This is a genomic window from Streptomyces sp. NPDC018833, from assembly GCF_044390825.1.
Taxonomy (GTDB): domain Bacteria; phylum Actinomycetota; class Actinomycetes; order Streptomycetales; family Streptomycetaceae; genus Streptomyces.
On sequence record NZ_JBIRZM010000002.1, the window covers coordinates 259,508 to 278,414 of the forward strand.

Consider the following 18,907-nt stretch of genomic DNA (forward strand, 5'->3'; position numbering starts at 1 on the left):
CGTTGCGTCGCACCCTCGTCATGCCACCGTGGCGGCCGCTCCCTCGCTGGTCGCCGCCGCCCGCAGGTGTCACGCTGGGACAGGGGTCTTCGCCCGACGACTCGGGAGGGCCGATGGGACGTGACGTCCCGGCGCTGGTCTTCACCCGTGAGGACCGCCGCCGCTACCGGAACAAGATGCAGGCCTGTCTGGACACGTTCGCCCAGATGCTGCGCGGGGCGAAATTCGAGTTCGAGCGGCCCCAGGTGGGGCTGGAGATCGAGCTGAACCTGGTCGACGACACCGGCGAACCGGCGATGCGCAGCACCGATGTCCTGGAGGCCATCGCGGACCCGGCGTGGTCGACCGAACTGGGCCGGTTCAATCTGGAGATCAACATCTCGCCGCGCAGGCTGACGGCCGGCGGCCCCGACTCCTGGGAGCAGGAGATCCGGGACGCCCTCAACCATGCCGAGGAGCGCGCTTCGCAGGTCGGGGCGCATCTGGCCATGATCGGCATCCTGCCGACGCTGCGCCGCAGGGACGTGACCGAGGCGGCCCTGTCGGACAACCCGCGTTACCGGTTGCTCAACGAGCAGGTGTTCGCAGCGCGCGGTGAGGATCTGCGCATCGAGGTGGACGGCATCGAGCGGCTGCGCACGTACGCGGACACGATCACTCCGGAGGCGGCGTGCACCAGCACCCAGTTCCATCTACAGGTGGCTCCGGAGCAGTTCCCGGCCTACTGGAACGCGGCGCAGGCCATCGCCGGTGTACAAGTGGGGCTCGCTGCGAACTCCCCGTTCCTGTTCGGCAAGGAGCTCTGGCGCGAGACCCGCATCCCGCTGTTCGAGCAGGCGACGGACACCCGCCCCCAGGAGATCAAGGTGCAGGGCGTACGGCCCCGGGTGTGGTTCGGCGAGCGCTGGATCACCAGCGTCTTCGACCTCTTCGAGGAGAACGTGCGCTTCTTCCCCGCCCTGCTGCCGGTGTGCGACGACGAGGACCCGCAGGAGACCCTCGACGGCGGCGATGTGCCGGAGCTGTCCGAACTGACCCTGCACAACGGCACCATCTACCGGTGGAACCGTCCGATCTACGCCGTCGACCACGGCAAGCCGCACCTGCGCATCGAGAACCGGGTGCTCCCGGCGGGCCCCACGGTGGCCGACATCCTCGCCAACGGCGCCTTCTACTACGGTCTGACGCGCGCGCTGGTGGACGAGGAGCGGCCCGTGTGGTCGCGAATGTCTTTCCAGGCCGCGGAGGACAACCTGCACGCGGCGGCCCGGCACGGGATCGATGCCCGTCTGTACTGGCCGGGCATGGGCGAAGTACCCGTGGCCGAGCTGGTGTTGCGGCGGCTGCTGCCGCTCGCGCACCGGGGCCTGGAGGCCTCGGGAATGGACGCGCCGTGGCGGGAGCCGCTGCTCGGCATCATCGAGCAGCGCTGCGTGACCGGCCGCAACGGGGCGGTGTGGCAGGCGGAGACGTTCCACCACATCGACCGGACCAGCAGGGCCGACCATCACGAGGCACTGCGGCTGATGACGCAGCAGTACCTCGACTACATGCACCTCAACGCGCCGGCACACACCTGGCCGGTCGACTGACCGCCCGGGCAGCCCTGCATCTCCAAGGGCCGGGTATCCCCAAGGGCCGGGCGGTGCCGGGACCTCACACGCGAGGTCCCGGGAGACGGGGACGTCGCGGGGCCGGGGGACCGGCGGGCATGCCGAGGGGCCGGGAACCGTGGGCCACCACGGGGCCCGGCCCCTCACCAGTGCGCTCCGTGCGCGGCGGCTGTCACACGTCGGGGTAGATGTCCCCCGTGCTCATGCCGGACTCCTGCTCCGACTGGGCCTCAAGCCGCTGGGCCTTCTCCTTCAGCCGCTGGCGCTCCTTCGGGTCGGTGCTGCGCTCGGCGGCGGCGTTCAGCTCCTTCGCCTTCTCGCGCATCTGCCGGACCCGGCCGCGGGACTCGTCCGAAACGCCCATGATCACTCCTCGTGTTCCGTTTGAGCGGGTGTCCTCAGCGAAACAGCGCTCGGCGCCGGGCGCATCTCGAGGCCGCCGGGGGCCGTTTTCGTGCGGTGACGACCTCTTGCCGCAGTGTGTGCGGGCACGCTTCACTGTCGATCACCCCACAGGAGAATCCACCCACCCACACCGAAGGGTCTCCCTTGACTGCCCTGCCCCTACGTCCGATGGCCGTCACCGCTGCGGCCTGCGCCGTCGTACTCGCCGCCGCCCTGCCGTCGTCGGCGATCAACTCGTACAACGCGACGCCCGCGCCCGAGCGCACCGAAGTCGGCGCGCTGGTCGCCACCTGGGACGCCGACAACGATCCGGCGACCCCGGATCGCGTCGACTGGGTCTGCTCCGGCACCATGATCGACAAGGACACGTTCCTGACCGCCGCGCACTGCACCACCGACTGGCCCGAGAACGTGAAGTTCTACGTCTCCCTCGACCAGGACGTGCAGTCCGGTCTCGACAGGGCCGCCGCCCAGCACCCGGGCGACCCCGCGGCCGTGGCGCGGGCCGTCGGCGTCCAGGGCACGGCCCACAACCACCCGGAGTACCCGGGCCCGGCCGCCGACACCCACGACATCTCGGTGATCCAGCTGTCCGCCGCCCAGGTCGGGGCGCGCTGGTCGTTCACCCCGGCATCGCTGCCGAAGGCCGGTGCTCTCGACGCGGCCGGGCCGCAGGGGCTCAAGGACACCTCGTTCTTCGTCGCCGGTTACGGCACCGAGGAGGCCCGGCGCGGTCCCGGGGGCCACACCCACCCGGGCGGAGGCGTCCGGATGAAGGCACCGGTCACCTTCGACGCGCTCAACGACGCCTGGATACGCCTGGCGATGACCGCGCCGCAGGGCAACGGCGGTGCCTGTTACGGCGATTCGGGCGGCCCGAACTTCGCCGTACTGGGCGGGCAGCGGACCCTGGTGTCCACGACGATCACGGGTGACTCCCCGTGCTACGCGACGAACGTGACGTACCGTCTGGACACGCCGGGTGCCCGGGAGTTCCTCTCCCCCTTCACCCGGCTCCCGTAGCAGCCGCAGGCCCCGGCGACGGGGTGTGACCGTGGTGGGGGGCGCCTTGCCGCGCCCCCCACCACCCTCGCGCCCGGCCGGCCGGCGCGGCGCACGGTCAGGCGCTGCGGGCCAGGGCGTCGCGGGCGGCGTCGTGAGCGGCCCGCCGGTCGTCGGCGACCAGGCCGATGCGGGTGCGGCGGTCGAGGAGGTCGGATTCGTCGAGGGCTCCTTCGTGGCGGACCGCCCAGACGAGTTCGGCGCCGGTGACGGGGTGGCCGGGAATCACGGGCCGTGCCAGGGACGGGTCCTTCAGGCCGAGGACGTGGACGGCCGGAGCTTCGGCGCCGTACCGGCGGACGAGGCGGCGGGGTACGTCGAGCAGCGCGAGTGCGCGCGGGCCGGCGGCGCCGACGAGCGGGACTGTGGCCGTGCGGCAGCGGCCGCAAGCGAGCCCGCGGGCGAGGACGGCGGCGTCGACGGCGTCCTGGGCCATGCGCCGGTAGGTGGTGAGTTTTCCGCCGACGACGGTGACGATGCCGTCGGGCGAGGTGAGGACCGCGTGCTTGCGGGAGATGTCGGCGGTGCGGCCGGGGCCGCCGTCCGTGTCGAGCAGGGGGCGCAGTCCCGCGAACGCTCCGATGACGTCCGCGCGGCCGACGGTGACGTCCAGGGCGGAGCCGAGGACGTCGAGGAGGAAACCGATGTCCGTCTCGGGTACCTCGGGCACATCGGGAACGCTGCCGTCGACCGGTTCGTCGGTCAGACCGACGTAGACGCGGCCGTCGCCCTGCGGGAGGACGAGGACGAAGCGGTTCCGCTCACCGGGGATCGGGATGTGCATGCCCGCGGAGAGGCTGCCGAGATCGTCCGAGCGCAGCACGAGGTGGGTGCCCCGGGAGGGGCGCAGCCGGATGTCGTCGACGAGGCCTCCGGCCCAGACCCCTGCGGCGTTGATGACGGTACGCGCGCGGATGCGCAGTTCCTCGCCGGTGGTCTCGTCGCGGACGAGCGCGCCGGTGCCGCTGAGAGCCAGGGCGCGGACGCGGGTGAGCACGCGGGCGCCGTGGGCGGCGGCGGTGCGGGCGATCGCGGTCACCAGACGGGCGTCATCGGTGAGTTGGCCGTCCCAGGACAGCAGTCCGCCGCGCAGGCCGGTGGCGCGCAGGGCGGGCGCCAGGTAGCGGGTCTCCACGGCGGACAGGGCGCGCGGTGCGGGCAGGGTGGCGCGTGAGGTGCGGGCGGAGGCGCGCAGCAGGTCGCCGGCCCGGAAGCCGGCCCGGGCCAGCGCGGCCTGGCCGCGGCTGACGAGCGGGGTCAGGGGCAGGACGAAGGGCTGGGCGCGGACCAGGTGGGGGGCTGTGCGTTCCATGAGGACGCCGCGTTCGACGGCGCTTTCGTGGGCGACGTCGAGCTGGCCGGTGGCGAGATAGCGCAGTCCGCCGTGGATGAGCTTGGAGCTCCAGCGTGAGGTGCCGAAGGCGAGGTCGTGCGCGTCGACGGCGGCGACGGTGAGGCCGCGGGAGGCGGCGTCGAGCGCGGCTCCGGCTCCGGTGGCGCCGAGGCCGACGACGAGGACGTCGACCTCGGTGCCGTCGGCGAGTTCCGCCAGTTCGCGGCGTCGCCGTGCGGCGTTGAGGGAGGAGGCGGACTGGGCGCTGCTCGGGCGGTTCATGGGGTGAGGGTCCTCTCCAGTACGGTCCGCAGCTCCCCGAGGAAGGCGGTGTCGCTCAGGTGGGGGTCGCCCTCGTCCGTCATCGTGCGCAGCGAGAGCGCGAAGGACTGGACGACGAGCAGCAGCGAGCGCGCCTGCAGGTCGGTGTGCACGCGGCGGACGGAGCCGTCCTCGTGGCCTTCGGCGAGCGCCGTCGTGATGAGGCCGAGGAGGGCGTCCTGGCTGGCGCCCCGGCGGTCGAGGACGTAGGGCAGGAGCAGTTCGGGGTCCACGTCGAGGATCTTGTGGAACAGCGGGTGGGCACGGAACTCGGCGACCCCGGTGACGAGCCCGTCGACGATGCGTGCCCGGACGGGCGTGCCGGCGGCGGCGTCGGGCATGGCCCCGACGGCGAGGGCGATCCACTCACGGGTCATCAGGTCTCCGACGAGCGTGCGCACGTCGGGCCAGCGGCGGTAGATCGTCATCCGGGACACCCCGGCGCGCCGGGCGACGTCGGTCAGGGTCGTGCGGCGTACGCCGACGGCGAGGACGCAGTCGCGTGCCGCGTCGAGCACGGGATCCGCGTCCGCATGGTTGTGACGAATGGGCGTCATCTGTCACAGTGTAATGCAGTGCCGGCCGCGTGGCAGTGCACCCCGCGAAACCGACGGTGAGGAAGACCGAAGTGGACATGTTGTGGAGCGGCTGGGGCGACCCGGCCAAGGCGGCCCCGCTGCCCGGCACGGTGATCGGCCTGCTGCGCGATCTGCTCGGCGTCACGCCGCGCGAGAGCGGCCCGGCGTCGCTGGACGCCGTCGAGGTACCCGCCTCGCCGCTCCAGGACGTCGTCCGCGAGGCGCTGGCCGCCTGCGTCGGCGGTGACGCGCACATACGGCTGGACGCCGAGAGCCGCATCCGGCACACCCGCGGCAAATCCACCCCCGATCTGCTGCGCATCCGCGCCGGAGACGTCGACGACATCCCGGCCGCGGTCCTCCTGCCGGGCGACCACGACGAAGTACTGGCCGTGCTGCGCACCTGCGGCGAACACGGTCTGTCCGCCGTGCCGTTCGGCGGCGGCACATCCGTCGTCGGCGGACTCGCGCCGGAGGGGAAGCGGCCGTTCATCGCGCTCGATCTGCGCCGGCTCGACCGAGTCCTCGCCCTCGACGAGGTCTCCCGCACCGCCACCGTCCAGCCGGGCCTGCGCGGCCCCGAGTGCGAGGCGCTGCTCAACGAGCGGGGCTGGACCCTCGGCCACTTCCCTCAGTCGTTCGAGTGGGCCACCGTCGGCGGATTCGCCGCGGCGCGCTCCAGCGGCCAGGCCTCGGCCGGCTACGGCCGCTTCGACGAGATGGTCCTCGGCCTCACGGTCGCCACCCCGGAAGGGACGCTGGAGACCGGCCGGGCGCCCCGCTCGGCGGCGGGCCCCGATCTGCGGCAGCTGATCCTCGGCTCCGAGGGCGCCTTCGGAGTGATCACCGCGGTGACCGTACGCGTCCGGCCGCTGCCCGTCGAGCGGATCTACGAGGGCTGGCGCTTCGCCTCCTTCGAGGCCGGGGCGGCCGCCCTGCGCCGGCTCGCACAGGACGGACCCCGGCCCACGGTGCTGCGGCTCTCGGACGAGACGGAGACGTTCATCGGCCTGGCCCAGCCCGACGCCATCGGCGCCGCCGGGGCCCCGCAGGGCGCCGGGTGCATGGCGATCGCCGGCTACGAGGGCACCGCGGAGGACACCGCGGCCCGACGCGCGGCGGCGAGGGAGGTCCTCCTCGCCTGCGGCGGCGAGTTCATCGGCGAGGAGCCGGGCGACCGCTGGGAGCACGGCCGGTACAACGCCCCTTACCTGCGCGACGCGCTCCTGGACGCGGGGGCGTTCGCCGAGACGCTGGAGACGGCCGCGTTCTGGTCCGCCGTGCCGGAGCTGTACGCGGCGGTGCGCCAGGCGCTCACCGCGGCGCTGACCGATGCGGGCACCCCGCCGTTGGTCATGTGCCACATCTCGCACGTCTACGAGAACGGCGCCTCCCTCTACTTCACCGTCGTCTCGGCGCAGGGCGACGACCCGGTCGCGCACTGGGAACCGGCGAAGCGGGCGGCCAATGACGCGATCCTGGCGGCGGGCGGCACCATCAGCCACCATCACGGGGTCGGCACCGACCACCGCGACTGGTACACGCGGGAGATCGGCCCCCTGGGCGTCCGTATGCTCCAGGCCGTCAAGGCCGAGACCGACCCGGCCGGAGTGCTCAGCCCCGGCGTCCTCCTTCCCGTCCGCTGACCCGTCCCTGCCGTCCGGAGGCGCAATCCATGCGACAGTTCACCGCCGTCGTCAACCCGACCGCAGGCGGTTCCAGCGGTACGGCCGCCCTGCTGCCCCTCGCCCGGCTCCTGCGGGAGGGCGGGGCGCGGCTCGACACCCTGTACAGCCGCAGCCTGGAGCATGCCCAGGAACTCGCCCGGCAGGCCGGGGAGCAGGGCCATGTGGTCCTCGCGGTGGGCGGCGACGGGATGGCGGGGTGCATCGGCGGGGCGCTCAGCGGCACGGACACCGTGTTCGGCCTGGTCCCGGCGGGCCGCGGCAACGACTTCGCCCGCGCCCTCGGCCTCCCCACCGACGTCCCCGGGCTCGCCCGGGTGCTGCTGCACGGCTCACCGCGGGCCGTGGACACGATCGCGGTCGAATCGGCCGCGCATGCCGGGATCTCGGTCCTGGGCAGCGTGTACGCGGGGGTCGACGCGGTCGCGAACCGCCACGCCAACACCTCCCGGCTGCTGCGGGGCGCGGCGTCGTACTACGCGGGCGGGCTGCGGGCGGTCGTGGCGTGGCGGCCCGCGTCGTACCGGATCACGGTCGACGGCGTGCCGCACGAGCGCCGCGGCTACACGGTGGTGGCGGCCAACTCCGGCTTCTACGGCTTCGGCAGACAGATCGCCCCGGGAGCGCGGCTCGACGACGGGATACTGGACGTGGTCGTGATCAAGGACGCGCCGAAGCGGCTGTTCTTCGCGATGATGAACGAGCTGAAGACCGGCGCGCACGTGGCGCGGCCCCAGGTGGAGATCCTGCGGGGCAAGGAGGTCCGGATCGAGGCGGACCGTGCGATCCCGTACGGGGCCGACGGGGAGGTCGACGCGGTCCTGCCGGTTACCGCGAGGGTGCAGCCGGGGGCGCTCGACGTCCTGTTCTGAAAAGGTTCCGCCCCGCCGGTAGCGATCAAGCGGGAACAGTGTGACGTTGGATGCATGAGCTGGGCATCCTGGACTACTCCTGGCGTGTATTCGGGCCGCGGCGGCGTGCTCACCGAGGAGGTCGGCGTGGTCACGGGCGATCTCACCGTGCACACCACCTGGGTCGACGGCGAGGCGTCCGTGACGGTGCAGTACACCGGCGCGGCCGACTGGTTCACGGTGTCGGGAAGTCCGGCGCCGTGCCCGTCGGAGGCCGCGAGCCGCGATCTGCACGATGCCGTGATCGCGGCGGTGCGCGGCCCCACGACCGCCACGGTGCCCGCGCTGCCGCAGACGTCACCCGATGTCGGCGGCTGACGCCCCGGTGGTGAGGCGGACGGTGCCCGACCGGGCGCCGTGGACGAAGGCGCGGATCCGATAGGAGGCGTTCTTCTCCTCGGGCAGCGTGATCAGTCCTGCCGAGTTGACCCCGGGACCGACAACGAGGACGGGGGCGTATCCGGCCGCCGCGCGGGGGCGTGACTCCAACAGGAACCCGTCCTCGTCCGCGGAACGGTCCGTCCAGGTAAGAGAATGCCGTTCGCATGCTTGACCGTCGCCGTGAGCCCGGCAGGTGCGGCGGAGGGGTCGCCGACCGGGCGGAAGCGCGGCGCCCATCGGTGCGCGTCGGTCCGCGGCGGCAGCCAGTCGTGAGCGGCCGTCTCGTCCTCGCCGGTCAGCTCCCCGGGCGGGAGGCCGACGCCGACCGCGCCCGAGGCCGGGCCATGGAAGGCCCGCAGGCGGTAGAAGAAGGGCGTGCGGGGCATCAGATCGGGATGGCGGTAGGCCGTGACGCCGGGCGGGAAGTAGCGCCGCACGGTGTACGGCCCGCCCTCCTCGGTGGCGAACTCCAGCACATGCCCGGCCGCATCGCCGTCGCCGACGCTCCAGGTCAGGTCGATGTCGATGGGCGAGGCGAGAACGGCGCGCAGAGCCGGGCGGGCGCCGTCCGGGGAGGCCGGTGCCTGCCGGACGGCCCCCTTCTCCGCCGAGCACCCCGCCACGGCCGCGACAGCGAGGAGGGCGGCGGCCGCCGCCACGGCGCGGGACCCACACGTCACCGCGGCCCACTTCCGCCAGAAGCGGATGCCGCTCCAGACGACGGTCGCCGGCCCGTTGCCGCTGTTGGTCCGGTACGCGCCCAACTTGTCGTAGAAGCTGCCACCGGGGCTCGATGTCGTGTGCGCGAGCGACCCGTTGATGTACGTGTGGTGCGAACCGCCCACTTGGTGAACGGTGTTGACGCGCGCGGTGGCCCCGACGGTGCCGGCGCCCGAGAGCGTGTCACCGCCGTGGACGGCGTACAGCCGCCCGCCGCGCTCGACCGCGAGCATGAAGTAGGGGCCGGAACCCGACTCGTGGAAGGTCTGCTTGAGACTGATCCGTGTGCCGCTGAGGCTGCTGATCCGCACGTAGCCCTCGAACTGCCGGGTGCCGCCGGTGTAGGTGGCGTACCGCCGCTCGGCACGCTGGTCCCCGCTCGCGGTGGCACAGGTGAGCCTGAACGTCAGCTGCATTCGCCCGACGGCTGCGCGAGCTGCGCAGCGGCTCCGAGCCAGGCTTTTGCCAAGTCGGCAAGCTCCTTTGCCACGGGCCGGAATCGGGCGGAGTATCTCCGGGAAAGGGAGGTACGAAGATGACCGCTTTCGCAGAACCGACAGGGGCCGCAGGGCCTTCGGGCACAAGGCCGCCCTACGAAGTCGTTGTCGTGGGCGGCGGCGCGGCAGGGCTGAGCGGGGCGCTGACGCTGGTCCGCGCGCGGCGCTCGGTGCTCGTGGTCGACTCGGGCCGGCCGCGCAATGCCCCGGCCGGACACGTCCACGGCTTTCTGACGCAGGACGGCGTGCCGCCGGCGCGGTTGCTGGCGACGGGCCGCGACGAGGTGGCACGTTACGGCGGCGAGTTCGTCCAGGGCACCGTGGCGTCGGCCGAGCGCCTGGACGGCGGGGGGTTCCGCGTCACGCTCGACGACGGGTCCACCGCCGTCGCGGCCCGCCTGCTGGTGGCCACCGGCCTGGTCGACGAGCTGCCCGATGTGCCGGGAGTGGCGGAGCGGTGGGGCCGCGATGTGCTGCACTGTCCGTACTGCCACGGCTGGGAGGTGCGCGACCGGGCGATCGGCGTCCTGGCGACCGGCCCGCTCGCGGCGCAGCAGGCGCTGGTGTGGCGGCAGTGGTCCAAGGACGTGACGCTCTTCCTGCACACCGGACCCGAGCCGGACGACGAGGAGTACGAACAGCTGGCCGCCCGCGAAATAGCGATCGTCGACGGGCGGGTCACCGGCCTCGACATGGCTGCCGGCGACACCGACGACGACGGCCGGCTGCGCGGCGTCCGGCTCGAGGGCGGCCGTGTCGTCGGGTGCGACGCCCTGGTCGTCGCCCCGCGGTTCACGGCTCGCACCGGCGTGCTCGCCGGTCTCGGCCTGGGGGTGGTCGAGCAGCGGAGGAACGGCGCCGTGATCGGCCGCTGCGTCCCGGCCGACGAGAGCGGTGCGACCGATGCTCCCGGGGTGTGGGTGGCGGGCAATGTCACCGCCGGCCTGGACAAGGTCGTCGGCGCGGCGGCCGCCGGGGTGCGTGCCGCTGTGGCGATCAACATCGATCTGATCACCGAGGAGACCCGCCGGGAGGTCGTCGCACGGCGGTCCCCCTTCTCGCCGCAGGCCGAGCGCGAGGTCTGCGAACGGGTACTCGGCGAGCGCAGGCACGGCCTGAGCGCACCACAGCCGGGCAGCGGTTCCCACCGACACAGCACCGAGGAGCACACACCGATGATCGACAGCCATGAGGGGGGCGTGGATTTCTGGGACGCCCGCTACCGCGAGAGCGAGCGGATCTGGAGCGGCGATCCGAACGTCGCCCTCGTCCGTGAGGTCACCGGCCTGCGGCCCGGCACCGCACTCGATCTGGGCTGCGGCGAGGGCGCCGACGCGATCTGGCTCGCGCAACGCGGCTGGCGGGTGACGGCTACCGACATCTCCGCGGTCGCGCTGGAGCGCGCGGCCCGTCACGCCGAGGAGTCGGGGGTCGCCGACGCGATCGAATGGCGCCGGCAGGATCTCGCCGTGTCGTTCCCGGCGGGGGAGTTCGACCTGGTCTCCGCGCACTACCTGCACTCCCCGGGCGACCTGCCGCGCGAGGGCATCCTGCGCAGCGCGGCCTCGGCGGTCGCGCCCGGCGGCGTCCTGCTGGTCGTCGGGCACGCCGGTCCCGCCCCGTGGGACCGCGCCGCGCACGAGGGTGTGCCGTTGCCGACGCCGCAGGAGGTCCTGGAGTCGCTGGAGCTGCCCGCGGACAGCTGGGAGGTGCAGCGCTGTGAGGAGTTCGAGCGGCTCCAGAACGATTTCCAGGGCCGGCCCGGCACGCGCAACGACAATGTGCTGAGGGTCCGGCGCCTGCCCGGCTGAGCAGCGGTGGCCCGGGGTCCGGTGCCTGCGGGCCGGGGCCGCGCCCACGGCGACGGCCGATGGCCGGGCAGCCGGGATCCTGTCCGGCGGAGGCCGGCCTGATCCGCCGGACAGCCGGGGAAGAGCCTGATCCGCCAGACAGCGGGCCCTGGCACAGACCCGTGACCGCCTCTGCCTGATGGCCGTGTACCGGTCAGCCCAGATACGCCGCGGCGGTGGCGGCTCCGAGGGCCGCGCCCTGCCGCGGTCTGCGCGGCCGTGTGGTAGCCGAGGGCGACGCGGGACCAGCACACGGCGACGGCCACCGGGTAGGCGGCGATCCACCACGGCGAGTGGACGACGGCCGTCAGTGTCACGACCGCGGAGGCGACCGCCAAGTCCACGCCGATCTTCCAGAGGGTGTTCACGGTCGGCAGGACGACGGTCATGGCCCAAGGGCGACCATGGCACGAGAAGGACGCCTCTGGGCGCGTGCCCCAGCACCATCACCACCGAGCCCCGCCGTACGCCCCCTGCCTGCTCAGGCAAGCACCTCGGCCGCCACGCGCAGGTCGGCGATCAGTCCCTTGTACGCCGCTTCGCGGTCGTCGGCCCGCAGGACCGCCGAGGGGTGGACGGTGGCGATGACGCAACCCTCTTCGGCGGCGCGTTCGGGCGCCATCCCTTCCGCACCCGAGACGTCGATCTTGCCCAGCCCGTCCCACGGCGGCAGCGGCAGCAGCAGGCCGCGCTGTTCGCTCACCCGGAACGTGCCGCCGAGGAGCGCCTTTCCGGCGGTCGCGCCGAGCGCCATGACGAGGTCGGGGTCCACCACGCGCAGTTCGGCCGCGAGCCACGGACGGCAGGCGGTCATCTCGCGCAGGCTGGGCGCTTTGTGGATGCGGCGCTTGCCGCGCTGCGCGGGCTCGAACTTGAAGTGCTTGACCGCGTTCGTGAAGTACGCCGACCTCTCGTCGATGCCCACCTCCTTCAGAGCCTTGCGCAGCAGCCTGCCCGCCGGTCCGACGAACGGCTCCCCGAGCCGGTCCTCCTGGTCGCCCGGCTGCTCGCCGACGACCACGACCCGGGCCGAAGAGGTCCCCTCGCCGAACACGGTGCCGCTCGCGTTGCGGAACAAGGGGCAGCCCTGACAGCCGGCGGCGGCGCGCCGCAGGGTCGGCAGGCCGCCGCGCCGCGGCACGAACGGGCCGGCGTCGTAGCCCTCCCCCAGCCGGGGCTCTTCACTGGTGGTCACCGCTCTCGCCTCCCGCCGTGCGGAGGTTGCGTTCCTTGTCGCCCGGTTACCCCGGCGTGCCCCCGCTACTCGCGCCGCCTTCCCTCGTGGCACCGCCCCCGCCCCCGCGAATGATCTGGATCCGGGCTGTTGATCCGGACGATTCCGGGCACTCGCCCCGTATGAACGACAACAGCCCTGACCCTGATCCACGCACCACCCCAGGTCTCGAACCCGGAGGCGGCGTGCCGCCGGGCGAGACACCGCCCGCCGAGACGGGCGCCGGTTCCGGCACCGGACCGCGGGAGGACCTTTCCCGCGGCTGGACCAAGGGGCCGCTGTTCATCATCGGCATCGTGGTGGTCCTGTGTGCCGCGTTCTTCCTCGCGTACGCCCTCGTCGTGGCGCTGTGAGCCGCGACGGGTAGCGGGACGCGCCCATGGCCGGCTCCGCGTATCCGTCCGAGTGCCCCCGGGCGCCGGGAGGCGGCGTCCGGGAACCGTCCGAGAAGGGAGTGCACCATGTCCGACGGCACCACCGAACAGCACAACCAGGCCCAAGGCGACGAGGCCCGCGGCGACGAGGTGTACCAGCCCACGCACTCGGACGTCCAGAACCGCCCGAGCGACGACCTCGACATGCAGAACGCGCTCGATGAGCCCGACCTGGACGACATGATGGCCGAGGGCTACTCCCCGCCGGAGCGCCCCTTCGTCGTCGGCCGGCACGGCACGACGGGCGAGGAGCAGCAGACCGGCGAGACCCTGGACGAGCGGCTCGCGCAGGAGACGCCGGACGTGGCTCCGCCGGAGGGCAACGGCATCGGGGACGTCGCGAACGGCGACGGCGAGCCGGTCGACGAGCTGGCCGGTGAGCAACGAGCGGGACGGCTGGCTGCCACCGAGGATCCCGCACCGCGCCGGCCCAGCCACGTGGTCGCCCGCGACGTCGGTATCGACGGCGGTGCGGCTTCTGCCGAGGAGGCGGCGATGTACGTCACGCGGGACGACCGGCTGGGCGCCGACGAGGAGACGGAGGCCTCCGGGGAGCGGGGAGCCGACCGGGAATGAGGCACAGTCATGCGTTTCCGTGACCGCAGGGCGGCCGGACGGGAGCTGGCGGCGCTGCTTGTCGAGAGGCTGCGTGAGGAGCGACTGCGCGCCCCTTACGTGCTGGCTCTGCCGCGTGGCGGCGTGCCGGTGGCGGACGAGATCGCCCGGGCGCTGGGCGCGCCGCTGGACGTCGTCGTGGCCCGCAAGATCGGTGCCCCGTTCAACCCGGAGCTCGGGGTCGGCGCGCTGGCCGGGGAGGATCCTCCGCTGTACGACGCGCGGACCATGGCCATGCTCGATCTGACCGCCGACCGCCTCGGCGCGCAGGTCGCGGCGGAGCGCACCGAGCTCCACCGGTGCGAGGACCTCTACCGGGGCCGGCGTCCCGCTCCCGCCCTGCACGAGCGCACGGCCGTCGTTGTCGACGACGGCCTGGCCACGGGCGTCACCGCACGGGCGGCGGTGCACGTGGTGCGGGACATGGACCCGGCGGAGATCGTGCTCGCCGTGCCGGTGTGCTCGAAGGAGTCGGCAGCCGTGCTCAGGGCAGAGGTCGACGACCTCGTGTGCCTGCACACGCCGGAGGCGTTCCATTCGGTGGGCCAGTGGTACGAGGACTTCGGCCCGGTCCGCGACGACGAAGTGGTCGGCATCCTGCGCGCCGCGACGTCCGCCGGGCCGCAGGCTTCCGCACGATGACCCGCTCACGCGCCGAGGCGGTGACGCGCCCGCCCGCCCGGCCCGACGGGCGCGGCGGGCGGAGACGGACGGATGTTTTCCGGTGACGTGAGCCCGAGGAGGCCCGCATGAAGCGTACGGACCGCATCGCCGAGCCCTGGGGCACCCGCACGCCCTACGGCCGTGGAGAGACGTGGCCGGTGCGGGTCGATTCTCATCTCGCCGACGGTGTCGGCGCCGACGACGTGGAGCGCTGGGTACCCAGCGCGGCTGTGCTGCATTCCAACGGCGACGGGTTGTATCTCGCCGTCAAGGACGGCGGGATCGTGGGCGTCCGGGGACGGCCCGACGACCGCGTCAACCACGGAAGGCTCGATCCCAAGGACCTGTTCGCCTGGCAGGCGAACGCCTCGCCGGAGCGGCTGACCCGCCCGCTGGTGCGGGAGGGCGGCGAGCTGGTGGAGAGCGACTGGGACACGGCGATGTCGCGCGTCGTCGCGCGGACCCGCCGGCTCCTGGACGAACAGGGCGCGTCGGCCATCGGGTTCTACACCAGCGGGCAGCTCCTGCTCGAGGAGTACTACACGCTCTCCCTGATCGCGCGCGGCGGGATCGGCACCAACCACCTCGACGGCAACACCCGGCTGTGCACGGCGAGCGCCGCCGAGGCCCTGAAGGCATCCTTCGGCTGCGACGGTCAGCCGGGCTCGTACACGGACATCGACCACGCCGATGTGATCGCCCTGTTCGGGCACAACATGGCCGAGAGCCAGGCCGTCCTGTGGAGCAGGGTGCTCGACCGGCTGGCGGGGCCGCAGCCGCCCGCGGTGATCTGCGTCGACCCGCGGCCCACTCCAGTGGCGCGGGCGGCGACCGTCCATCTGGCGCCGAGGCCGGGCACGAATGTCGCCCTGATGAACGCACTGCTGCATGTGATCGTGCGGACGGGCCGTATCGACCGCGACTTCATCGACGCGCACGTCGTCGGCTTCGAGGACCTGGAGAGGTGCGTCGTTGAGTATCCGCCCGAGCGGGCGGCCGAGATCTGCGGGGTTCCGGCCGACGACATCCGGCGGGCCGCCCAACTGCTGGGCGCTGCCGAGCGGTTGCTGTCGACGGTTCTGCAGGGGTTCTACCAGTCGCATCAGGCGACGGCCGCCGCGGTCCAGGTCAACAATCTGCATCTGATCCGCGGCATGCTGGGGCGGCCCGGCTGCGGTGTGCTCCAGATGAACGGGCAGCCGACGGCGCAGAACACACGCGAGTGCGGCGCGGACGGCGACCTGCCCGCCTTTCGCAACTGGAGCAACGACGAGCATGTCGCCGACCTGGCCCGGGTCTGGAACGTCGCGCCGGAACGCATCCCGCACTACGGCCCGCCCACGCATGCCATGCAGATGATGCGTTACGCGGAGAACGGCTCGATCCGCATGCTGTGGGTGTCCGGCACCAACCCGGCGGTGTCCCTGCCCGAACTGCACCGCATCCGGGGGGTGCTGGGGCAGAAGCGGCTGTTCCTCGTGGTGCAGGACATCTTCCCGACGGAGACGGCCCAGCTGGCGGACGTCGTCCTGCCGGCCGCCGCGTGGGGTGAGAAGACGGGCACGTTCACCAATGCCGACCGCACCGTCCATCTGTCCGACAAGGCGGTCGATCCACCCGGGGACGCACGGTCCGACCTGGACATCTTCCTCGACTTCGCCGCACGCCTGGACCTTCGGGACAAGGACGGCGGCCCGCTGGTGACGTGGCATGATCCCGAGTCGGCGTTCGCGGCGTGGCAGGAGTGCAGCCGGGGGCGGCCATGCGACTACACGGGCATCACCTACGACCGGCTGCGCGAGCACGGCGGCATCCAGTGGCCGTGCGAGGACGAGCACCCCGACGGCACCGAACGGCTCTTCGCCGACGGCCGGTTCTTCGGCCACCCGGCGTCCTGCGAGAGCTACGGCCGGGATCTCGTCACGGGGGCGCCGCTGGAGGAATCCGAGTACCGCGCCCTCAATCCGTCGGGGAAGGCCATGGTCAAGGCGGCGGAGTACGTACCGCCGCACGAGCAGACGTCGGCCGAGTATCCGTATCTGCTGACCACGGGCCGGACGCTGTACCAATTCCACACCCGCACCAAGACGGCCCGCACACCGCAACTTCAGGCGGCCGCACCGCAGATGTGGATCGAGCTCTCGCGGCGGGACGCCGAGGCCGCCGGCATCGCGGAGGGCGATCTGGTCGAGGCGACGACCCCGCGCGGCAGCGTGCGGGCCCGGGCGCGGATCACGGCGATCAGGGAGGGCGTGCTCTTCCTGCCGTTCCACTACGGCTACTGGGACGACGGTGACGGGCGCGGTGCGGGCCGGCCGCCGAGGGCGGCGAACGAACTGACCCTCACCGACTGGGATCCGGCGTCCAAACAGCCGCTGTTCAAGACGGCCGCCGCCCGTATCCGGCGCATCGGCGCGGGCAGCGGTGCGCAGACAGTTCCGACGAACACCGCCTCCGCTCCCGTGACCGGCGGCATCGCGCCGACGCGCGGCGGCCCCGCGGCCCAGGTGGAGGAAGCCGGCCCACCGGCGGGCGACGAGGGAGGCACACCATGAGGATCGGTCTGCTGCTGCGCGATCTGCACCACGGCGAGAATGCCCTGGCGCACCATCTGATGGTGGTGTCCGAGCGCCATCGCGCAGACCACGAGGTGTATCACCTGGCCCGTGACCTGGCGAGCTGGTCGCAGCGGCACGTACGGGCGCTGGCCGAGGCGGGACCGGCGTACGGCGCCGACCTCGATGCTGTCGCGAAGGGCGACATCTCGGCTGTGGCGAAGATGCGGGAGCGGGCGAGCGAGCTCGCGGGCCGTCACGGGCAGGCGGAGCTGATGCTGCTGCGCGATCTGCGGAAGGTGTGCACGGACGCGACGGGGGTGCTGACCGACTGGGAGATGCTGGCGCAGGGCGCGCAGGCGCTCGACGACCAGGACCTGCTGCGGCTGGCCGCCGCCTGCCGTCCCGACACGCTGCGCCAGGTGCGCTGGGCGAGGGCGAAGCTGAAGGAGGCGAGCCCGCAGATCCTCTTGACATAGGGCCCTGGCGCGACTCCGGTGCCTCTCCGGCAGGCTCTGCCCTGTCACGCCGCCCGGCGCCCCGCGGCGTCCGGCGTGGGAGGTGCCCCCCGCCCCGTAGCCCTGCGGGGCACGGGAGGCGCCCTCCAGCTCCGGACGACGCTCCTCGACAAGGCTGACTTCGTCGCGGCACTAGGAGAGGGGGAAGGGCACACCGTGCTCGGCGGTGGGCCGGGGGCCGAAGATGCGCCGTTCCTCCTCGGTGATGGCGACGTCGTTGATGCTCGCCTCCCTGCGCGCCATCAGACCCGCCGCGTCGAACTCCCAGAGTTCGTTGCCATAGGAACGCCACCACCGGCCGTCGGCGTCGCGGCTCTCGTACTGGAAGCGGACGGCGATCCGGTTGCCGTCGCACGCCCACAGTTCCTTGCGCAGCGCGTAGTCCCTCTCGCGTTCCCACTTCCTCGTCAGGAATTCCACGATCGCCTCGCGGCCGGTGACGAAGACGTCCCGGTTGCGCCAGAGAGAGTCGTGCGTGTACGCGAGCGAGACCCGGTGCGGGTCGCGGGTGTTCCAGGCGTCCTCGGCCGCCTGGACCTTCACGGCCGCGGTCTCGGCGGTGTACGGCGGCAGCGGCGGGCGAGCGGTCATGACTCCTCCATCGGGGTGCACGGCGCCCCGCGACCGAGGCGCCCCCCGAGGAGAACCAACGTTCTCCTCGGGGCTGCTAACATAGAGAACGATGGTTCTCGCGTCAAGGAGGGGTAGTCGGCATGGACAGCGCGACCGCCAGGCAGCGCGCACTGGACGCGGCCGAGGAGCTGTTCTACTCGCGGGGCATCCAGGCGGTCGGCATGGACGCGATCCGCACCGCGTCCGGGGTCTCCCTCAAGCGCCTGTACCAGCTCTTCCCCAACAAGGAGCAGCTCGTCGACGCCTACCTGGAGCGGCGCGACCTCCGCTGGCGCCGAAGCCTCGCCGACCAAGTCGAGCGCTCCGCGGATCCCGCGGAGCGGCTGCTGGCGGTCTTCGACTGGCTGTACGCGTGGTTCCGCGAGCCCGGTTTCCGCGGTTGCGCGTGGATCAACGGCTACGGGGAACTCGGCGCGACCTCGCCCGCGGTCGCCAACCGTGCCAGGGCGCACAAGCAGGCGTTCAAGGACTATCTGGCGGAGCTGGTCAGCGACGCGGGCCTGTCCGCCGACACCGCGGAACACCTGCGGCTGCTCGCCGAGGGCGCGATGGCGACTGCCGGGATCCTCGGCGACCCCCGCGCCGCACTGCACGCCCGGCAGGCCGCGGCCCGCCTCGTCGCCGCCGAGGCCGGCTGAAGTCGGCCGGGGTCGACTGAAGTCCGCCGGGGTCGACTGAAGTCCGCCGGGGTCGACTGAAGTCCGCCGGGGTCGACTGAAGTCGGCTGCATCGGCAGGGGCCGGTTGGGCTGCCGAGGAACGGCCGTATTGTGACACAACCACCCATGCCACCCGCCCCAACAGGCCCTGACAGGGCCCGTGGAGACCGAGTTGTGCGAAGACCTTGGTCAACACCGGCCTGGTTGGCATGCTTGAGCAACCCGCGGCCGAGGCACGTGA

At 72.7% G+C, this 18,907-nt stretch carries 18 protein-coding genes and 1 pseudogene; 12 read left to right on the forward strand and 7 right to left on the reverse strand.

All coding sequences use genetic code 11. The features are described from left to right. Window positions 1–113: 113 nt before the first annotated feature. Window positions 114–1,592 (forward strand): glutamate--cysteine ligase, encoded by a 1,479-nt coding sequence (locus ACH5AF_RS05145; protein WP_398900036.1) that lies wholly within the window; start codon window positions 114–116, stop codon window positions 1,590–1,592. Between the two features lie 193 nt (window positions 1,593–1,785). Here ACH5AF_RS05145 and ACH5AF_RS05150 read toward each other — a convergent pair whose 3' ends face one another. Further along, a complete protein-coding gene (locus ACH5AF_RS05150; protein WP_398900037.1) occupies window positions 1,786–1,977 on the reverse strand; it encodes a DUF6381 family protein in 192 nt (63 codons plus the stop codon). 209 nt (window positions 1,978–2,186) lie between these two features. Here ACH5AF_RS05150 and ACH5AF_RS05155 point away from each other — a divergent pair, with 209 nt between their 5' ends. After that, window positions 2,187–3,041, forward strand: a complete 855-nt coding sequence (locus ACH5AF_RS05155; protein WP_398900038.1) for a trypsin-like serine protease — start codon at window positions 2,187–2,189, stop codon at window positions 3,039–3,041. Between the two features lie 97 nt (window positions 3,042–3,138). Here ACH5AF_RS05155 and ACH5AF_RS05160 read toward each other — a convergent pair whose 3' ends face one another. Both ACH5AF_RS05160 and ACH5AF_RS05165 read right to left on the reverse strand, forming a co-directional pair. Then, the gene (locus tag ACH5AF_RS05160) at window positions 3,139–4,695 is read right to left on the reverse strand and encodes a glycerol-3-phosphate dehydrogenase/oxidase (RefSeq protein WP_398900039.1); all 1,557 of its coding nucleotides are present in this window, start codon (window positions 4,693–4,695) and stop codon (window positions 3,139–3,141) included. Further along, window positions 4,692–5,291 (reverse strand): TetR/AcrR family transcriptional regulator, encoded by a 600-nt coding sequence (locus tag ACH5AF_RS05165; RefSeq protein WP_398900040.1) that lies wholly within the window; start codon window positions 5,289–5,291, stop codon window positions 4,692–4,694. Before ACH5AF_RS05165 ends, ACH5AF_RS05160 begins: the two co-directional genes overlap by 4 nt. Window positions 5,292–5,362: 71 nt before the next feature. Between ACH5AF_RS05165 and ACH5AF_RS05170 the strand changes: the two genes are divergently transcribed. From ACH5AF_RS05170 to ACH5AF_RS05180, 3 genes are read left to right on the forward strand one after another with little or no spacing between them, the layout of a single operon-like run. Then, window positions 5,363–6,958 carry an FAD-binding oxidoreductase gene (locus ACH5AF_RS05170; RefSeq protein WP_398900041.1) on the forward strand — a complete coding sequence of 532 codons (1,596 nt, stop codon included), beginning with the start codon at window positions 5,363–5,365 and terminating at the stop codon, window positions 6,956–6,958. A 29-nt stretch (window positions 6,959–6,987) separates the two neighbouring features. Next, window positions 6,988–7,869 carry a diacylglycerol kinase family protein gene (locus ACH5AF_RS05175; protein ID WP_398900042.1) on the forward strand — a complete coding sequence of 294 codons (882 nt, stop codon included), beginning with the start codon at window positions 6,988–6,990 and terminating at the stop codon, window positions 7,867–7,869. A 54-nt stretch (window positions 7,870–7,923) separates the two neighbouring features. Beyond that, complete coding sequence (locus tag ACH5AF_RS05180) at window positions 7,924–8,226, forward strand: hypothetical protein (protein WP_398900043.1); 303 nt, start codon at window positions 7,924–7,926, stop codon at window positions 8,224–8,226. Between the two features lie 92 nt (window positions 8,227–8,318). On the opposite strand, the gene ACH5AF_RS05185 is transcribed toward ACH5AF_RS05180, so the two are convergent. After that, complete coding sequence (locus ACH5AF_RS05185; RefSeq protein ID WP_398900044.1) at window positions 8,319–9,425, reverse strand: hypothetical protein; 1,107 nt, start codon at window positions 9,423–9,425, stop codon at window positions 8,319–8,321. A 119-nt stretch (window positions 9,426–9,544) separates the two neighbouring features. Here ACH5AF_RS05185 and ACH5AF_RS05190 point away from each other — a divergent pair, with 119 nt between their 5' ends. After that, a complete protein-coding gene (locus ACH5AF_RS05190; protein WP_398900045.1) occupies window positions 9,545–11,317 on the forward strand; it encodes an FAD-dependent oxidoreductase in 1,773 nt (590 codons plus the stop codon). Window positions 11,318–11,510: 193 nt separating this feature from the next. Here ACH5AF_RS05190 and ACH5AF_RS05195 read toward each other — a convergent pair. Next, window positions 11,511–11,830: pseudogene (locus ACH5AF_RS05195) on the reverse strand (hypothetical protein); the annotation flags it as partial. A gap of 7 nt (window positions 11,831–11,837) precedes the next feature. Next, window positions 11,838–12,551, reverse strand: a complete 714-nt coding sequence (locus tag ACH5AF_RS05200) for a UdgX family uracil-DNA binding protein (protein WP_398900046.1) — start codon at window positions 12,549–12,551, stop codon at window positions 11,838–11,840. 161 nt (window positions 12,552–12,712) lie between these two features. On the opposite strand from ACH5AF_RS05200, the gene ACH5AF_RS05205 reads away from it, so the two are divergent. The 5 genes from ACH5AF_RS05205 (at window position 12,713) to ACH5AF_RS05225 (ending at window position 17,336) form a co-directional block, all read left to right on the forward strand. Beyond that, on the forward strand, window positions 12,713–12,943 hold the full coding sequence (locus tag ACH5AF_RS05205; protein ID WP_398900047.1) for a DUF6480 family protein: 231 nt from the start codon (window positions 12,713–12,715) through the stop codon (window positions 12,941–12,943). Between the two features lie 108 nt (window positions 12,944–13,051). Next, window positions 13,052–13,600 carry a DUF5709 domain-containing protein gene (locus ACH5AF_RS05210; RefSeq protein WP_398900049.1) on the forward strand — a complete coding sequence of 183 codons (549 nt, stop codon included), beginning with the start codon at window positions 13,052–13,054 and terminating at the stop codon, window positions 13,598–13,600. A gap of 9 nt (window positions 13,601–13,609) precedes the next feature. Next, window positions 13,610–14,281 carry a phosphoribosyltransferase gene (locus ACH5AF_RS05215; RefSeq protein WP_398900050.1) on the forward strand — a complete coding sequence of 224 codons (672 nt, stop codon included), beginning with the start codon at window positions 13,610–13,612 and terminating at the stop codon, window positions 14,279–14,281. 107 nt (window positions 14,282–14,388) lie between these two features. Next, window positions 14,389–16,857: a molybdopterin oxidoreductase family protein gene (locus ACH5AF_RS05220; protein ID WP_398900051.1), complete on the forward strand. Its 2,469-nt coding sequence runs from the start codon at window positions 14,389–14,391 to the stop codon at window positions 16,855–16,857. Next, complete coding sequence (locus ACH5AF_RS05225; protein WP_398900052.1) at window positions 16,854–17,336, forward strand: hypothetical protein; 483 nt, start codon at window positions 16,854–16,856, stop codon at window positions 17,334–17,336. Before ACH5AF_RS05220 ends, ACH5AF_RS05225 begins: the two co-directional genes overlap by 4 nt. A 171-nt stretch (window positions 17,337–17,507) precedes the next feature. On the opposite strand, the gene ACH5AF_RS05230 is transcribed toward ACH5AF_RS05225, so the two are convergent. After that, window positions 17,508–17,966 carry a nuclear transport factor 2 family protein gene (locus ACH5AF_RS05230; RefSeq protein ID WP_398900053.1) on the reverse strand — a complete coding sequence of 153 codons (459 nt, stop codon included), beginning with the start codon at window positions 17,964–17,966 and terminating at the stop codon, window positions 17,508–17,510. 122 nt (window positions 17,967–18,088) lie between these two features. On the opposite strand from ACH5AF_RS05230, the gene ACH5AF_RS05235 reads away from it, so the two are divergent. Beyond that, the gene (locus ACH5AF_RS05235) at window positions 18,089–18,646 is read left to right on the forward strand and encodes a TetR/AcrR family transcriptional regulator (protein ID WP_398900055.1); all 558 of its coding nucleotides are present in this window, start codon (window positions 18,089–18,091) and stop codon (window positions 18,644–18,646) included. Window positions 18,647–18,907 lie beyond the last annotated feature (261 nt).

Bases quoted from the DNA above. Each gene is read 5' to 3' on its own strand.
- ACH5AF_RS05145 (WP_398900036.1), top strand. From the start codon at position 114: ATGGGACGTGACGTCCCGGCGCTGGTCTTCACCCGTGAGGACCGCCGC.
- ACH5AF_RS05150 (WP_398900037.1), bottom strand. From the start codon at position 1,977: ATGGGCGTTTCGGACGAGTCCCGCGGCCGGGTCCGGCAGATGCGCGAG.
- ACH5AF_RS05155 (WP_398900038.1), top strand. From the start codon at position 2,187: ATGGCCGTCACCGCTGCGGCCTGCGCCGTCGTACTCGCCGCCGCCCTG.
- ACH5AF_RS05160 (WP_398900039.1), bottom strand. From the start codon at position 4,695: ATGAACCGCCCGAGCAGCGCCCAGTCCGCCTCCTCCCTCAACGCCGCA.
- ACH5AF_RS05165 (WP_398900040.1), bottom strand. From the start codon at position 5,291: ATGACGCCCATTCGTCACAACCATGCGGACGCGGATCCCGTGCTCGAC.
- ACH5AF_RS05175 (WP_398900042.1), top strand. From the start codon at position 6,988: ATGCGACAGTTCACCGCCGTCGTCAACCCGACCGCAGGCGGTTCCAGC.
- ACH5AF_RS05180 (WP_398900043.1), top strand. From the start codon at position 7,924: ATGAGCTGGGCATCCTGGACTACTCCTGGCGTGTATTCGGGCCGCGGC.
- ACH5AF_RS05185 (WP_398900044.1), bottom strand. From the start codon at position 9,425: ATGCAGCTGACGTTCAGGCTCACCTGTGCCACCGCGAGCGGGGACCAG.
- ACH5AF_RS05190 (WP_398900045.1), top strand. From the start codon at position 9,545: ATGACCGCTTTCGCAGAACCGACAGGGGCCGCAGGGCCTTCGGGCACA.
- ACH5AF_RS05205 (WP_398900047.1), top strand. From the start codon at position 12,713: ATGAACGACAACAGCCCTGACCCTGATCCACGCACCACCCCAGGTCTC.
- ACH5AF_RS05210 (WP_398900049.1), top strand. From the start codon at position 13,052: ATGTCCGACGGCACCACCGAACAGCACAACCAGGCCCAAGGCGACGAG.
- ACH5AF_RS05215 (WP_398900050.1), top strand. From the start codon at position 13,610: ATGCGTTTCCGTGACCGCAGGGCGGCCGGACGGGAGCTGGCGGCGCTG.
- ACH5AF_RS05220 (WP_398900051.1), top strand. From the start codon at position 14,389: ATGAAGCGTACGGACCGCATCGCCGAGCCCTGGGGCACCCGCACGCCC.
- ACH5AF_RS05225 (WP_398900052.1), top strand. From the start codon at position 16,854: ATGAGGATCGGTCTGCTGCTGCGCGATCTGCACCACGGCGAGAATGCC.
- ACH5AF_RS05230 (WP_398900053.1), bottom strand. From the start codon at position 17,966: ATGACCGCTCGCCCGCCGCTGCCGCCGTACACCGCCGAGACCGCGGCC.
- ACH5AF_RS05235 (WP_398900055.1), top strand. From the start codon at position 18,089: ATGGACAGCGCGACCGCCAGGCAGCGCGCACTGGACGCGGCCGAGGAG.